18 protein-coding genes are annotated in these 14,793 nt (G+C 64.9%); 11 read left to right on the top strand and 7 right to left on the bottom strand.

The window, feature by feature from the left end; translation table 11 throughout:
• Positions 1-133 precede the first annotated feature (133 nt).
• The 6 genes from AC1RWL_RS15715 to AC1RWL_RS15690 all read left to right on the top strand — a co-directional run bounded on the left by AC1RWL_RS15715 (position 134) and on the right by AC1RWL_RS15690 (position 5,102).
• A complete protein-coding gene (locus AC1RWL_RS15715) occupies positions 134-1,306 on the top strand; it encodes an ABC transporter substrate-binding protein (RefSeq protein WP_493095241.1) in 1,173 nt (390 codons plus the stop codon).
• A gap of 190 nt (positions 1,307-1,496) precedes the next feature.
• On the top strand, positions 1,497-2,360 hold the full coding sequence (locus AC1RWL_RS15710; RefSeq protein WP_493095240.1) for a branched-chain amino acid ABC transporter permease: 864 nt from the start codon (positions 1,497-1,499) through the stop codon (positions 2,358-2,360).
• Positions 2,360-3,361 carry a branched-chain amino acid ABC transporter permease gene (locus AC1RWL_RS15705; RefSeq protein ID WP_493095239.1) on the top strand — a complete coding sequence of 334 codons (1,002 nt, stop codon included), beginning with the start codon at positions 2,360-2,362 and terminating at the stop codon, positions 3,359-3,361. Before AC1RWL_RS15710 ends, AC1RWL_RS15705 begins: the two co-directional genes overlap by 1 nt.
• On the top strand, positions 3,358-4,122 hold the full coding sequence (locus AC1RWL_RS15700) for an ABC transporter ATP-binding protein (RefSeq protein WP_493095238.1): 765 nt from the start codon (positions 3,358-3,360) through the stop codon (positions 4,120-4,122). Before AC1RWL_RS15705 ends, AC1RWL_RS15700 begins: the two co-directional genes overlap by 4 nt.
• Positions 4,103-4,819 carry an ABC transporter ATP-binding protein gene (locus AC1RWL_RS15695; RefSeq protein ID WP_493095237.1) on the top strand — a complete coding sequence of 239 codons (717 nt, stop codon included), beginning with the start codon at positions 4,103-4,105 and terminating at the stop codon, positions 4,817-4,819. The genes AC1RWL_RS15700 and AC1RWL_RS15695 overlap by 20 nt, the downstream gene beginning before the upstream one ends.
• Positions 4,820-4,925: 106 nt before the next feature.
• Positions 4,926-5,102 carry a hypothetical protein gene (locus AC1RWL_RS15690; protein WP_493095236.1) on the top strand — a complete coding sequence of 59 codons (177 nt, stop codon included), beginning with the start codon at positions 4,926-4,928 and terminating at the stop codon, positions 5,100-5,102.
• 66 nt (positions 5,103-5,168) lie between these two features.
• Here AC1RWL_RS15690 and pcaG read toward each other — a convergent pair whose 3' ends face one another.
• From pcaG to pcaD, 4 genes are read right to left on the bottom strand one after another with little or no spacing between them, the layout of a single operon-like run.
• Positions 5,169-5,783, bottom strand: a complete 615-nt coding sequence (gene pcaG, locus AC1RWL_RS15685; protein ID WP_493095235.1) for a protocatechuate 3,4-dioxygenase subunit alpha — start codon at positions 5,781-5,783, stop codon at positions 5,169-5,171.
• Positions 5,783-6,532 carry a protocatechuate 3,4-dioxygenase subunit beta gene (pcaH, locus tag AC1RWL_RS15680; protein WP_493095234.1) on the bottom strand — a complete coding sequence of 250 codons (750 nt, stop codon included), beginning with the start codon at positions 6,530-6,532 and terminating at the stop codon, positions 5,783-5,785. Before pcaH ends, pcaG begins: the two co-directional genes overlap by 1 nt.
• A gap of 2 nt (positions 6,533-6,534) precedes the next feature.
• On the bottom strand, positions 6,535-6,939 hold the full coding sequence (gene pcaC, locus AC1RWL_RS15675; RefSeq protein WP_435266817.1) for a 4-carboxymuconolactone decarboxylase: 405 nt from the start codon (positions 6,937-6,939) through the stop codon (positions 6,535-6,537).
• The gene (pcaD, locus tag AC1RWL_RS15670; protein ID WP_493095233.1) at positions 6,932-7,744 is read right to left on the bottom strand and encodes a 3-oxoadipate enol-lactonase; all 813 of its coding nucleotides are present in this window, start codon (positions 7,742-7,744) and stop codon (positions 6,932-6,934) included. The genes pcaC and pcaD overlap by 8 nt, the downstream gene beginning before the upstream one ends.
• A 95-nt stretch (positions 7,745-7,839) precedes the next feature.
• Here pcaD and pcaQ point away from each other — a divergent pair, with 95 nt between their 5' ends.
• Positions 7,840-8,766, top strand: coding sequence for a pca operon transcription factor PcaQ (gene pcaQ, locus AC1RWL_RS15665; protein ID WP_493095318.1), 927 nt, complete (start codon positions 7,840-7,842; stop codon positions 8,764-8,766).
• A gap of 30 nt (positions 8,767-8,796) precedes the next feature.
• Complete coding sequence (locus AC1RWL_RS15660) at positions 8,797-9,663, top strand: phosphotransferase family protein (RefSeq protein ID WP_493095232.1); 867 nt, start codon at positions 8,797-8,799, stop codon at positions 9,661-9,663.
• On the opposite strand, the gene pobA is transcribed toward AC1RWL_RS15660, so the two are convergent.
• Positions 9,657-10,829, bottom strand: a complete 1,173-nt coding sequence (pobA, locus tag AC1RWL_RS15655; RefSeq protein ID WP_493095231.1) for a 4-hydroxybenzoate 3-monooxygenase — start codon at positions 10,827-10,829, stop codon at positions 9,657-9,659. The genes AC1RWL_RS15660 and pobA overlap by 7 nt on opposite strands.
• A gap of 115 nt (positions 10,830-10,944) precedes the next feature.
• Between pobA and AC1RWL_RS15650 the strand changes: the two genes are divergently transcribed.
• Positions 10,945-11,823 (top strand): helix-turn-helix domain-containing protein, encoded by an 879-nt coding sequence (locus AC1RWL_RS15650; protein WP_493095230.1) that lies wholly within the window; start codon positions 10,945-10,947, stop codon positions 11,821-11,823.
• Here the strand turns inward: AC1RWL_RS15650 and AC1RWL_RS15645 are convergent.
• Both AC1RWL_RS15645 and AC1RWL_RS15640 read right to left on the bottom strand, forming a co-directional pair.
• Entirely contained in the window at positions 11,808-12,458 is a 651-nt protein-coding gene (locus AC1RWL_RS15645) for a sulfite oxidase-like oxidoreductase (protein ID WP_493095229.1), read from the bottom strand. The two genes, AC1RWL_RS15650 and AC1RWL_RS15645, sit on opposite strands and share 16 nt — an antisense overlap.
• A 60-nt stretch (positions 12,459-12,518) precedes the next feature.
• Positions 12,519-13,274, bottom strand: coding sequence for an IclR family transcriptional regulator (locus AC1RWL_RS15640; RefSeq protein WP_493095228.1), 756 nt, complete (start codon positions 13,272-13,274; stop codon positions 12,519-12,521).
• A gap of 118 nt (positions 13,275-13,392) precedes the next feature.
• Here AC1RWL_RS15640 and AC1RWL_RS15635 point away from each other — a divergent pair, with 118 nt between their 5' ends.
• Positions 13,393-14,100 (top strand): 3-oxoacid CoA-transferase subunit A, encoded by a 708-nt coding sequence (locus AC1RWL_RS15635; protein ID WP_493095227.1) that lies wholly within the window; start codon positions 13,393-13,395, stop codon positions 14,098-14,100.
• Positions 14,097-14,786: a CoA transferase subunit B gene (locus AC1RWL_RS15630; protein WP_493095226.1), complete on the top strand. Its 690-nt coding sequence runs from the start codon at positions 14,097-14,099 to the stop codon at positions 14,784-14,786. The genes AC1RWL_RS15635 and AC1RWL_RS15630 overlap by 4 nt, the downstream gene beginning before the upstream one ends.
• The last annotated feature ends 7 nt before the right edge of the window (positions 14,787-14,793 follow it).

The raw sequence follows: 14,793 nt of genomic DNA, 5'->3' as shown, positions 1-14,793 counted from the left end.
TCATAATTTATAAGTTATGAATTTGACGGATATTTTCATTTTACATCACCGTTTCATCTGGCAAGCTGGCAAAATGCTCTTTTGCGACTGGACCGGGCAACGGCTGGGAGGCCTGCCCCTCAGGGAGGAAAACATGAAGAAATTTGCGATCGCCGCACTGGCGGCGGCACTCATGGGCGGCGTCGCCCAGGCCGATACGATCAAGGTCGGCGTCGTCGGGCCGTTTTCCGGCCCCTTCGCGCTCCAGGGCAAGAATTTCAAAGCCGGCATCGACGCCTATATGGCGTTGAACGGCAGCACGGTCGGCGATGATACGATCGAGATCATCTATCGCGATATCCCGACCGCCGATCCGGCCCAGTCCAAGGCGCTGTCGCAGGAACTCGTCGTCAAGGAAGGCGTGCAATATTTAGCCGGCTTCTATTTCACCCCGGATGCCATGGCCGCCACGCCGCTGCTCGAACAGGCGAACGTGCCGATGGTGGTGATGAACGCCGCGACCTCGGCCATCGTCACCAAGAGCCCCTTCGTGGTGCGCACCTCGTTCACCACCTGGCAGACCTCCACGCCGATCGCCAAGGTCGCCTTCGATGGCGGCACGAAGAAGGTCATCTCGGTCGTCAGCGATTACGGTCCGGGCGTCGACGCCGAAGCCGCCTTCAAGGCCGGGTTCGAGAAGGCGGGTGGCGCGGTCGTCGAGGCGATCCGCATGCCGCTCCAGACCAACGACTTTTCGCCGATCATGCAGCGCATCAAGGATTCGGGCGCCGAGGGCGTCTTCGCCTTCCTGCCCTCCGGCCCGACGACGCTCGGTTTCGTCAAGGCCTTCAACGAAAACGGCCTCAAGGATGCCGGTATCAAATTCTTCGCGCCCGGCGACCTGACGCAGGAATCCGACTTGCCGGCGCTGGGCGAGGCGGCTCTCGGCCTGCAGACGACCTTCCACTACGCCGTCTCGCACGATTCTGCGGAAAACAATAAGTTCGTCGAAGCCGCCGCAAAGGCGATCGGCAACCCCGCCGAACTCTCCTTCCCCGCGGTCGGCGCCTATGACGGCATGCACGTCATCTACAAGATGATCGAGGCGACCGGCGGCGAGCAGGACGCGGCCAAGGCCGTCGAGGCCGTGAAGGGCCTCTCCTGGGAAAGCCCGCGCGGGCCGGTGACGATCGATCCGGAAAGCCGGCACATCACGCAGAACATCTATCTGCGCGAAGTGGCCAAGACGGAGGATGGGACCTACTATAACAAGGAAATTCAGACGTTTGAAAAGCAGGGCGACCCCGGGTTGGCGGCTGCGAAGTAGCCTGGGGGTTTGCCCCTCACCCTAACCCTCTCCCCGCAAGCGGGGAGAGGGGACGTGCCCTGCGAGACGGTAGTGGCTTGGGGAGACTGAGCGGCATATCCCTTCGCCCCGCTTGCGGGGAGAAGGTGGCCGGCAGGCCGGATGAGGGGCCGGCACCACGGAGCCTTGTACGCAACACCAGGACGGAAACATGCAAACGGTCTTCAGCATCGGTGTCGATGCCCTTGCCTATGGCATGGTGCTCTTCGTCATCTCCATCGGGCTTTCGGTCACCATGGGCCTGATGCGCGTCGTCAACCTGGCGCATGGCGCCTTCGCGATGATCGGCGGCTACATCGCTTCCTATGCCGCGCGCGACCTCGGCCTCGCTTATGCCTTCGCCGTCCTCATCGCCGTTGTCGGTACCATCCTCATCGCCATCCCCATCGAGCGATTGCTCTACCGCCGCATCTATGGCCAGCCGGAGTTGACGCAGGTGCTGATGACCATCGGCATAACCTTCTGCATCATCGGGATCGCCAACTATGTCTTCGGCCCGACGCTGAAAACCATCCCGACGCCGGAGACGCTCCGCCAGTCCGTCAGCCTCGGCTTCCGCACCGTCTCGGCGCACCGCCTCTTCGTCATCGCCTGCGGCCTCGCGGTGGCACTTGGCCTCTGGTACTTCATCGAGCGTACGGCCTTCGGCGTGAAACTGCGCGCCGCTGTCGACAATGCGGCGATGGCCGCGGCGCTGGGCGTCAAGACGCAGGTCGTCTATGCCGTCAGCTTCGCCGTCGCCGTCGGCCTGGCCGCCTTCGGCGGCGTGGTCGGCGCGGAACTGCTGCCGATCGAGCCCTATTATGCGCTGCGCTACATGGTGACCTTCCTCGTCGTCGTCTCGGTCGGCGGTGCGGGCTCCATTCCCGGCGCGCTCGCCGCCTGCCTGCTGCTCGGCGCCATCGACACGACGGGGCGTTACCTGATGCCGGAATTCGGCGAATTCTTCTTCTATCTCGCGGTCATCGCCATCGTCTGGATCTTTCCGCGCGGCCTTGCGGGGAGGGCGAAGTGATGGCGCTGCTGACGACCTCGCTCTCCACAACCGGCGACCGCCGCGCCCGGCTGACGCGCGATGCGATCGGCGTTCTCGTCATCGCCGCCTTCGCCCTCCTCGGCTATTTCCTCTTCCCGAACAATCTGGCGCTGCTGACCCGCATCACCGCGATCGCCCTGCTGGTCCTCTCGCTCGATCTCGTCACGGGCTATTGCGGCGTCGCGACCCTCGGCCATGCCGCGCTCTTCGGCGCTGGCGCCTATGGCGCGGGCATCGCAGCCGCGCATTTCGGCATCACCGACCCGGTCGCCATGCTCGCCGTCGGCATCGTCGCCGGCGCGCTTGCGGGGCTCATCTCCGGCGTCGTCGTGCTCCGGGCGCATGGCCTTCCGCAGCTCGTGCTCTCCATCGCCATCATCCACCTCGCGCATGAGGCCGCCAACAAGGCCTCCGGCTGGACCGGCGGCAGCGATGGCCTTGCCGGCATCATGCCGGATGCTGTCTTCGGCCTGTGGCAATTCGATCTCTGGGGCCGCACGGCCTATGTCTTCGGCATCGTGCTACTCATCGCCGCCTTCGTCATCCTGCGCCAGATCGTGCGCTCGCCCTTCGGCATGCTCTGCCGCGGCATCCGGCAGGACCCGGTGCGCGTTCGCGCCATGGGCGCCTCGGTGCACGGCACGCTGATCAAAATGTACGCCATTTCCGGCGCCGTCGCCGGTGCCGGCGGCGCGCTCAATGCCATCTCCACGCAGGTCGTCGGCCTCGACAGCCTGTCCTTCACGCTCTCGGCCGAGGCCCTCGTCATGCTCGTGCTCGGCGGCACCGGCTCGCTCTACGGCGCGCTGATCGGCACGATCACCTTCATGTGGTTCGAGGACGTCGTCTCCGCGGCAAACCCGTTCCACTGGCTCACCATCGTCGGCGCGCTGCTGATCGCCGTCGTGCTCTTCGCGCCGAAGGGTCTTTACGGCTCCGTCGCCGCCTATTTCGAACGCCGCGGGAGGAAGGGCCGATGAGCGCGATCTTCGACGTCCGAAACCTCAAGAAGATGTTCGGCGGCCTCGCCGTCACCAACGACGTCTCGCTTTCGATGGCGCCGGGCGACCGGGTCGCGCTGATCGGCCCGAACGGCGCCGGCAAGACGACCTTCGTCAATCTCGTCACCGGCAATATCCTGCCGAATTCCGGCACCGTGACGCTTGGCGGCGAGGACGTCACGCGTCTCGGGCCGACGCAGCGGGTGCGCCGAGGCCTCGTGCGCTCCTTCCAGGTCACGCGCCTCTTTTCCGAGATGACGCCGGAGGAGCATGTGTCGCTGGCCATCCTCCAGCGCGAAGGCCGTTCGGGAAAAATGTTTGCCAGCCACCGCGCCATGCCGGACGTCACGGACGAGGCCCACGCCCTGCTTGCCAAGCTCGGCATCGCCCACCTTGCCAGCTATCGCGTCAGCGAGATCGCCTATGGCCAGCAGCGCCTGCTGGAACTCGCCTTGGCGCTGGCGCTGAAGCCCAAGGTGTTACTGCTCGACGAGCCCGCCGCCGGCGTGCCGCAGAGCGATACGGCGCGCATCGAACAGGCGATCGCCGACCTGCCGGCCGACCTCGCCGTGCTCATGATCGAACACGACATGGACCTCGTCTTCCGCTTCGCCAAGCGCGTCATCGTGCTGGCGGCAGGCGAGATCATCTTCGACGGATCGCCGGATGCGGTGACGAAGGATGCCCGCGTCCGTCAGGCCTATCTCGGGAGTTATGCCGATGCCCGCAGCGTCGCTTGAAATCGCCGGCCTTTCCGCCGGCTACGGCCCGACGCGCGTGCTGGAGGACATTTCGTTTTCCGCCGGCGCCGGCGGAAAACTCGCCGTGCTCGGCCGCAACGGCATGGGCAAATCCACTCTCTTCGCCACGCTCGCCGGCCAGACGAAACGTTATGGCGGCGAGATTCGTCTCGACGGCCAGGCGATCGAGGGTATCGACAGCGCATCGCGCGCCTTGAAAGGCCTCGGCTACGTGCCGCAATCGCGCGACGTCTTCCCGACGCTGACGGTCGAGGAAAACCTTTTCGTCGGCCTGAAGGCACGGCCGCGTTCGGCGATCGAGGAGGCCTATGCCATGTTCCCGCGGCTCAAGGAGCGGCGCAAAAACCTCGGCTCGCAGCTTTCCGGCGGCGAACAGCAGATGCTGACGACCGCGCGCACCATCCTCGGCCAGCCCTCCGTACTGCTACTCGACGAGCCGCTGGAAGGCCTCGCCCCCGTCATCTGTGAGGAGCTGATGGCGGCCTTCGGCACGCTCGCGGCTTCGGGCGAGATGACCATCCTGCTGGTCGAACAGCGCATCCAGAGCGCGCTCGATTTCGCCGACGCGGTCATCATCCTCGAACGCGGCCGCATCGCCTGGAGCGGCACGCCGGCGGCCCTCGCCGCAGACCAGCACACGGTCGAAACCCTGCTCGGCGTCGGCGGCCTGCACTGAGCCGCAGGCGCCTGTTCCGCGCGGAACAGCGGACGAGCAGGCGATGTGGGAAAGTCTGATCACTGGATGAGAGAGGCTCATCCCTCAGAGATCAGGAGAGACCCCCATGCGCAAGATCATCGTTTCCGCCACCATCGCCCTCGTCGCCGTCGTTTCCTTCGCCGCCCCGTCACAGGCCGGCTACTACAGCTACGGCTACAAGCCGCATTGCTTCGTCAAGAAGATCCATTCCTACGACTACTACGGCAACCTGATCGTCAAGAAGATCAAGATCTGCAAGTAAGTGCCCCCCACTGACCTCCTCGAAGGCCCGGATGTTCCCCTGCATCCGGGTCTTTTGCCGTCGAGGTCAGATATCGAAGAACACCGTTTCCTTCTCGCCTTGCAGATGGATGTCGAACCGGTAGCTGTCGCCGTCGGCGGCGGCAATGAGCGTCGGCACGCGCACGCGGTGTTCGATGCGGGCAAGGACTGGGTCCTCGGCATTGGCCGCTTCTTCATCGCCGAAATACAGGCGCGTGTTGAGGCCGAGATTGATGCCGCGGGCGACGATCCAGAGCGAGATATGCGGCGCCATCGGGCGGCCGTCCCTGAAGGGCACGCGGCCGGGCTTGATCGTCTCGAAGCGGTATTCGCCGGTCTCGCCATGGGTCGCGCAGCGTCCCCAGCCGGAAAAATTGGCGTCGGCGCTGCCGCGCAGTTCCGAGGGGCTGTTGTAGAGGCCGGCGGCATCCGCCTGCCAGATCTCGATCAGCGCGTCGCGCAGCGGTATGCCGGTGCCGTCGAAGACGCGGCCGGTAATGGTGATGCGCCGCCCGAGCGTCTTGTCGTTCACCATCGTGGTGCCGAGATCACTCTCGTAGACGCCGCCGATGCCGGCGAAATTGGGCGTCAGGCCGATATGCACATAAGGCCCCGCCGTCTGGGAAGCGCTTTCCTTGAGCGTGCCGAGGGACTGCACCATCAGTTGCCCTCCATCCGGTTTTCGAAGAGCGTCGAGCGGCGGCCGCGCAGCACGATGTCGAACTTGTAGGCGCGCGCATCCATCGGGATCGTGTTGCCCCAGTCGAGCGCTGCGACCAGCTGCTCGATCGCCGCCTTGTCCGGAATGGTCTGCACGATGGGACACTTCCAGATCATCGGGTCGCCCTCGAAATACATCTGCGTGATCAGCCGCTGCGCGAAACCATGGCCGAAGACGGAGAAATGGATATGCGCCGGGCGCCAGTCGTTGACACCGTTCGGCCACGGATAGGGGCCGGGCTTGATGGTGCGGAAGGCATAATGGCCGTCTTCATCGGTGATGGTGCGCCCGCAGCCGCCGAAATTCGGATCGAGCGGCGCGAGATAGCTTTCCTTCTTGTGACGATAGCGCCCGCCGGCATTCGCCTGCCAGAATTCGAGCAGCGCGCCCGGCACCGGTCGCCCACGCTCGTCGAGCACGCGGCCATGCACGATGATGCGCTCGCCGATGGCGCTTTCGCCGGCTTTGGCGAAATTGTGGATCAGGTCGTTGTCGAGCTCGCCGAGGATCGAGTGCCCGAAGACCGGGCCGGTGATTTCCGAGACCGTGCCGTCGAGCGACAGCAGCGCCTTTTGGGGTGAGCGCAGCACGGAGGTCTTGTAGCCCGGCGTCAGCCCCGGCGGATGCCATTGGCGATCGCGGGAGAAGAAGGCGCCCGTTTCGGGCTTTCTGTTGGAAAGGTCCGTCATTGTCAGGCCGCCTTTTCCGCGTCCAGTTCCTCGAAGACATGCTTGGCGATCTTGATCGCCCGGTTCGCCGCCGGCACGCCGGCATAGATCGCCACATGCAGCAGCGCCTCGGCAATATCCTCGCGGCTCGCCCCGGTGTTCACGGTCGCCCGCACATGCATCGCCACCTCCTCGTCATGGCCCAGCGCCGCGAGCAGCGCGATCGTCACCATGGAGCGCTCACGCTTCGACCAGCCCGGCCGCGACCAGACCGTGCCCCAGGCGCCTTCGGTGATCAGCTCCTGGAAAGGCTGGTCGAAGGCGGTTGCCGCAGACGAGGCGCGGTCGACGTGATGGTCGCCGAGCACCGCGCGGCGGGTCACCATGCCCTGGCGGTAGCGATCGGAAAAGGTGTGGGCATCAGCCATTTGGCTCGTCTCCGGCAGGTAGGGTGGCGATGAAGGCGCGGATCATCTCGGTGAGCATTTCCGGCTGCTCGACGCAGGGAATGTGCCCGGCATCCTTGATGACTTCGTAGCGGGCGCCGGGGATGAGCTTTGCCATGGACAGCACGAGATCCGGCGGCGTCGAGCCATCCTGGTCGCCGACGACACAGAGTGTTGGGACAGAGATGCGCTTGGTGGTCTCGGTAAGATCGGCATCGCGCACTGAAGCGCAGGTGGCAGCGTAGCCAACGGCCGACTGGCGGGTGAGCATGGTGCGGTAGCCGTGATAGGCGGCGTTCTCCGGGCGGCGGAAGGCGGGCGTGAACCAGCGCTCCATGATCGAGTCGGCAAGGCTCTCGATGCCCTTCGTCTCGACGCTTTCGATGCGGGCGTTCCACATGTCCGCGGTGCCGATCTTGTGCGCCGTGTCGCAGAGGATCAGCGCCTTGACGAGATCCGGCCGCTTCGCCTGCAAGCCCTGCGCGATCATACCGCCGACGGAAAGGCCGCAGATGATCGCGTCCTTTACGGCAAGCCGGTCGAGAAGAGCAGCGAGATCGAGCACATGGTCGTCGATCGAATAGGGCACCTGGCCGAGGTCGGAGAGGCCATGGCCGCGCTTGTCATAGGTGATGATGGGGAAGTCGCCCGCAAGCCGCACCACGACGTCGCGCCAGATGCGGAAATCGGTGCCGAGCGAATTGGCAAAGACGATGACCGGCCGTCCGGCGGGGCCGCCGATCAGCTGATGGTGCAGGATGACATCGTTGACGGTCGCGAATTGCAAGGCTCTCTCCTCCGATCTTTCCAGATTGATCCCTTGATCTGGTTAGGTAAAATGATATTTCACGCCGTTTCGTTAACTTGGGGGTTATGAAAACAGTGGTCGATAGCCGTATCAAGTTCCGCCATCTGCAAACCTTTGTCGAGGTGGCGCGCCAGAAGAGCGTTATGAAGGCGGCCCAGCTCCTGCATGTCAGCCAGCCCGCCGTGACCAAGACGATCCGCGAGCTGGAGGAGGTTCTGGGCGTCGCCGTCTTCGAGCGCGACGGCCGCGGCATCAAGATCACCCGCTACGGCGAGGTCTTTTTGAAGCATGCTGGCGCGGCGCTGACGGCGCTGCGCCAGGGCTTCGATTCCGTCTCGCAGGCGCTTTCCGGCGATGCCCCGCCGATCCGCATCGGCGCGCTGCCGACCGTCTCGACGCGCATCATGCCGAAAGCAATGCGGCTTTTCCTGGAGGAAGGCACCGGCGCGCGCATCAAGATCGTCACGGGGGAGAATGCCGTGCTGCTCGAACAGCTGCGCGTCGGCGATCTCGACCTTGTCGTCGGGCGGCTCGCAGCGCCGGAGAAGATGGCGGGTTTTTCCTTCGAGCATCTCTATTCCGAACAGGTGGTGTTCTGCGTGCGCGCCGGCCATCCGCTGCTTGCCGCGAGCAGCGCGGTCTTTGCCGGGCTCGATGCCTATCCCGTGCTGATGCCGACACGCGCCTCGATCATCCGCCCCTTCGTCGAAAGTTTTTTGATCACCCATGGCATTGCCGGCTTGGCGAACCAGATCGAAACCGTCTCCGACGCCTTCGGCCGCGCCTTCGTGCGGGAGAGCGATGCGATCTGGATCATTTCGGAAGGCGTCGTTGCGGCGGATATCGCGGAAGGCGCGCTTGCGGCCCTGCCGATCGATACCAGCGGCACGAAAGGCCCCGTCGGCCTCACCATGCGCACCGACGCCGTGCCCTCCCTGCCGCTCGCCATCCTCATGCAGACGGTCCGCGAGGTGGCGGGAACGGTGTCGCCGGCGGGTTGAGGCGCCGTCGCGCCTCCGCTAGGAGTGCCCATGACATACGAACTCGACCCGTTTCGCGCGGCAATCGTCGCGCGTCATCCCGATCTCGCGACGGCCTCCTTCCGGCTGCTGCCGGGCGGCTGGCATTCGCGCGCGGTCGCGGTGGACGAGCGCCTGGTCTTCAAATTCCCGCAAGGTGCGGAAGCGGAGCAGGCGCTGCGCCGCGAGGCCTCGATCCTCACCGCCGTGCGCCCGCATGTGACGATGCGAGTTCCGGATCTGTGCCTGCATGAGGGTGAACCGCTCTTCTCCGAGCACGCGATCATTCCCGGCGAGCATCTGGAGACGGCGCAATATGAGGCACTGCCGGACTCCGCGCAGCAGCAACTCGCCGAGACGCTCGCCCGCTTCTATGCCGAGCTCCATTCCCTCGATCGCGACGTGATGGCGGCGGCCGGTGCGCGGCCTGTCGAGCGCTGGCTCGATGCGAACGCAATCGTCGCCGGTGCCCTGCCGCTTCTGCCGGAGGCGCTGCACGGCTTCGCCGAGAAAACGATAGCCGGCTGGCGCACCCTGCCGCCGGACCCCCATGGCGAAACCTACGGCTTCTTCGACGGTCACGGCTGGAACATGGCATTCGACCACGCGGCGGGACGGCTGAACGGCCTTTACGACTTCGCCGATTCCGGCTTCGGCCCGCTGCACCAGGATTTCATCTATTCGAATTTCATCAGCCCGGACCTGACCGCGCGCATCGTCGACGGCTATGAGCGCCTGACCGGCCGCACGCTCGACCGCGCCCGCATCCATCTCCTCACCGGCGTGCACCGCCTATGGGAACTGGCAGCCCTTGCGGATGCGCCGGAACATCACGCGACGATGATCGCCTCGGTCACCGCCTGGGCCGCGCGTCAGTAGGGCAGACCGACGTAGTTTTCCGCCAGCACCGTCTCCGCCGCGCGCGAATGCGTGAGATAATCGAGCTCGGCTTCCTGGATTTTCTGGTCGAAATCGCCGGTTTCGGGAAAGCGGTGCAGCATGGTCGTCATCCACCAGGAGAAACGAACGGCCTTCCAGACCCGGGCGAGCGCGCGCCCCGAATAGGCGTCGATGCCGGCGTTGGAGCGGTCCTGATAGTGCTCCATCAGGCCGGAAAACAGGTAGTGCACGTCGCTTGCCGCAAGGTTCAGCCCCTTGGCGCCGGTGGGCGGCACGATATGCGCGGCATCGCCGACGAGGAACAGGCGGCCGAAACGCATCGGTTCGGCGACGAAGGAGCGCAAGGGCGCGATCGATTTCTCGAAGCTCGGACCGGTGACCATCGCCTCCGCATGATGAGCGGGAAGCCGGCGGCGCAGTTCGTCCCAGAAGCGGGTGTCCGACCAGGCCTCGATCTTCTCGTCCAGCGCCGCCTGGATATAGTAGCGGCTGCGGGTCTCGGAGCGCATGGAACAGAGCGCGAAGCCGCGGGGATGGTTGGCGTAGATCAGTTCGTCGCTGACGGGCGGCACTTCGGCAAGAATGCCGAGCCAGCCGAACGGATAGACCTTTTCGAAGGTGCGGATCGCCGTCTCCGGCACCGCCTTGCGGCTCGTGCCATGGAACCCGTCGCAGCCGGCGATGAAATCGCAGTCGATACTATGGGTGAGGCCATCCTTCTCATAGGTCACATAGGGTGCGGCATCATCGAAATCGTGCGGCGTGACATTCGCCGCCTCGTAGATCGTAAGCCGGCTATCGGCTTCGCGCTGTTCGATCAAGTCGCGCGTCAGCTCCGTCTGGCCATAGACCATCACGCGCTTGCCGCCGGTGAGATCGAAAAGGTCGATGCGATGGTCGCGGCCGTCGAACGCCAGCGAAAACCCGTCATGCGGCAGACCCTCGGCCCGCATGCGGGCGCCGACGCCCGCCTTTTCCATCAGCCCGACCGTGCCCTCCTCCAGCACGCCGGCGCGCACGCGGCTCAGGATATGCGCCTTGCTGGAGCGGTCGAGGATGACGGTCTCGATGCCGGCATTGCCGAGCAGCTGCCCGAGCAGCAGGCCCGATGGACCCGAGCCGATAATGGCGACCTGAACACGCATGACATCCTCCCGACCTGGCATTGCGCAAATTGTCAGGGAGGAGGGTGGGTGCTGGCAATGGACGGATCGGTCCCGAACTTGTACAAATCGAACATCGCGAACCGACGGTGCCGGCATGACCAGACACGTCCCGACCTATGATCTCTACGGCGAACGCACCGACAATGCGCCGGACTTCTGGCTGCACTGCGAAACGATCCCGTCGCGCAGCAGCCTGCACCGCTATGAGATCGGCCTACATCGGCACGACAGCTTTTTCCAGATCCTGTACATTTCCGCCGGATCGGGCGATGCGTTGTTCGGCACCGGGAAGGTGACGCTGACGCCGCCCGCCGTCGTCACAGTGCCGCCCGGCATCGACCACGGCTTCCGCTTCTCGCGCGATGTGGACGGCCACGTCTTCACCATGCTCGCCTCGCATCTGCGCCTTGCCGGCGAGGTAGGGCGTTTCGCGGCAGAGCCGCGTGTGATGCCGCTCGATGCCGGTGATCCGGACGGCGCCTTCGTCATCGCGACGCTGGAACGGCTCGCCGCCGAATGGGCGGCCCGGCGCAACGGCCGCACGGACCTGATGGAGGCCTATCTTGTCTCGGTGCTGACGCTGACGGCGCGGCTTTCAGGCCGTGACGATGCGCCGGAGGGCGCTGTGGCGCGGCGCATGGAGCACCTGAACGGCCTGATCCAGCAGCATTTTCGCGCGCAAAGACCCGCCGGTTTCTACGCAGAAAAGCTCGGTATTTCGCCGACGCACCTCAACCGCATCGTCAAGGCGGCGACGGGCCTTTCGGCGCATGCCTATATCGGGCGCAAGATGATCGACGAGGCGAAGCGCGAACTGGTCTTCACCGAAATGCCGGCGCAGGAAATTGGCGTGCGCCTTGGCTTTGCCGACCCCGCCTATTTCTCGCGCTACTTTCTGCGTGAGACCGGGGAGACGCCGCGTGCCTGGCGGCTGCACGAACGGGCGCGGCTCGCCGCTCAGTCGTCGGAATAACGCTCCTCGCGCCATGGGTCGCCGCGCATGTGATAGCCGTTGCGCTCCCAAAAGCCGGCCTGGTCGCCGGGCAGGAAATCGATGCGCGTCAGCCACTTGGCGCTCTTCCAGAAATAGAGATGCGGCACGACGAGGCGCATCGGCCCGCCATGTTTGGTGGAAATCGGCTTGCCTTCCCAATGGGTGGCGAGGATGGCGTCTTCCGCCGCGAAATCGGCAAGCGGGAGGTTGGTCGTATAGCCGTCATAGCTCGTCAGCAGCACGAAATCCGCCTCCGGCCGCGGCATGACGAGGTCGAGCAGGTCGCAGGTGGAAACGCCTTCCCAGCGGTTGTCGTAGCGCGACCACGTCGTCACGCAGTGGATGTCCGAAAGTTTCTGGCTCTGCGGCAACGCCAGAAAATCCATCCAGCCGAAGGATGTCGGGTTTTCCGCCCCGCCCTTCACGTCCAGCCGCCAGCTTTCCGGGCGGATCACCGGCTGCTGGCCGAGATCGAGTACCGGCCAGTCTTTCACCAGATGTTGGCCGGGCGGCAGGCGGTCGGTCTCGGGCCGTGCGATGCGGCCGGTCAGGAATTTCCCCTCGTCCGCCCATTTGCGTTTGGTGCGGGTGAGCTTGCTGTCGTCGTCGCGCATGGCGGTCTCCTGCTGCACTGCAACAGGTGGGGTCGGCCCCTGACCTCTGTCAAGTCCGGCTCAGGCAAGCACCTGCCGCAACGCCGCCTGCACCTCGCGCATCGCGGGCAGGTAGCGCTCGACCATCTCGTCGGCGGTCGCAAGTGCTGCCGGCGCGCCGATATTGAGCGCCGCGACGACCCGGCCGCGGGCATTTTCCAGCGGAACGGCGATGGAGCAGAGGCCGATTTCCAGCTCCTGGTCGATGACGGCATAGCCTTGCCGGCGCACGCGGGAAAATTCCGCCATCAGGTCGTCCGGGTCGGTCTTTGTGAACGGCGTGTTCGCCGGCCGGTCGGAGGCCTCCACGATCGCCCGCGCCTCCGCCTCGGGCAGGGCCGCGAGCAGTACGCGGCCCATCGAGGCGCAATAGGCTGGCAGCCGCGAGCCCGGCATCAGGTTGATCGACATGACGCGTTTTTGCGCCGCGCGCGCCACATAGACGATCTCCGTGCCATCGAGCACCGAGGCCGATGCGCTCTGCCCGACCTTTTCGGAGAGCTGGTCGAGATAGGGCTGTACGAGTCGCGGCAGCGGCGTCGCGGAAAGATAGGCATGGCCGAGCCGCAGGATCTTTGGCGTGAGCTCGAAGAACTTTCCGTCATAGGCGGCATAGCCGAGTTCGGCGAGCGTCAGCAGGCAACGCCTTGCCGTCGCCCGGTCGAGGCCGGTTTCCTTCGCGACATCGGTGATGGTGAGCCGCGGTTTTGTCTCGCCGAAGGCCTCGATGACCCGAAGCCCCTTGGCAAACCCGCCGATGAAATCCGTTTCGCGCATTGTGACCTCGCTTTTCTATAGTTTGTGCGATTATTGAACAAAAGTCAAATAACGCACAAAATGCCTTGCCGCTTTTCCCCTTCGGATTTACCTCTGCTGCAACAACGGGAGATTTTGCATGGACAAGACCATCAAAAGTCTGGCGGAGGCGGTGGCCGGCATCGGCGATGGCGCCACGGTGATGATCGGCGGCTTCGGCGGCTCGGGTGCGCCGATCGAGCTGATCCACGCGCTCATCGACAAGGGCGCCAAGGACCTGACCGTCATCAACAACAATGCCGGCAACGGCCGCATCGGCATCGCCGCGATGATCGATGCCGGGCTGGTGCGCAAGATGATCTGCTCCTTCCCGCGCTCGACCGACCCCCGCGCCTTCACCGATCGCTATCTGGCCGGCAAGATCGAGCTGGAGCTGGTGCCGCAGGGCACGCTCGCCGAGCGCATCCGCGCCGGCGGCGCCGGCATCCCCGCTTTCTACACGCCGACGAGCTACGGAACCGAGCTCGCCAAGGGCAAGCCGACCGCCGAATTCGATGGCCGCATGTATGTGCAGGAACGCTGGCTCAAGGCGGATTTTGCGCTGGTGAAGGCGCATGTCGGCGATACGCATGGCAACCTCACCTACAACAAGGCGGCCCGCAATTTCGGCCCGCTGATGTGCATGGCGGCGGCAAAGACCTTCGTGCAGGTCAGGCAACTGGTGAAGCCGGGCGGCATCGAGCCGGAACACGTCGTCACCCCCGGCATCTTCGTCGATGGCGTCGTGGAAGTGACGGATGCCCGGCAGGAAGAAGATCTCATCCGCGCAGGAGTGGCCTACGCATGACTGTCGATACACGCGAAGACATCAAGCTTTCCAACGCCCAGATCGCCTGGCGCGCGGCGCAGGACATTGCCGACGGCGCCTATGTGAACCTTGGCATCGGCTTTCCCGAAATGGTGGCGCGCTATCAGCCGGCGGGCCGCGAGGCGATTTTTCATACGGAAAACGGCCTCTTGGACTTCGGTGAAGCGCCGCCGGCCGGTGAGGAGGACTGGGACCTCATCAATGCCGGCAAGAAGGCCGTCACGCTGAAGCCCGGCTCCGCCTTCTTCCACCATGCCGACAGTTTTGCCATGGTGCGCGGCGGCCATCTCGACGTCGCGATCCTCGGCGCCTACCAGGTGGCGGAGAACGGCGACCTTGCCAACTGGCGCGTCGGCTCCAAGGGCGTGCCGGCCGTCGGCGGCGCGATGGACCTGGTGCACGGCGCCAAATCGGTCGTCGTCATCACCGAGCATGTTACCAAGAACGGCGAGCCGAAGCTCGTCGAAAAATGCACCTTCCCGCTCACCGGCGTCGGCTGCATCACCCGCATCTATACGAGCCACGCCGTGATCGACGTGACCGGCGGCCGCTTCGTTTTGCGCGAAAAGCTGGCGGGCATGACGATCGAAGAGTTGCAGGCTATGACGGGCGCGAAACTCCATGTCGAAGGCCCCGTAGCCGATCTCGTCGTGCCGGAAATCTGAGGCCGGA

The organism is Shinella sp. GW821-FHT10F02 (assembly GCF_058809275.1).
Note: the sequence above shows the minus strand (reverse complement) of the source record. Positions and strands in the feature narration are given on the sequence as shown.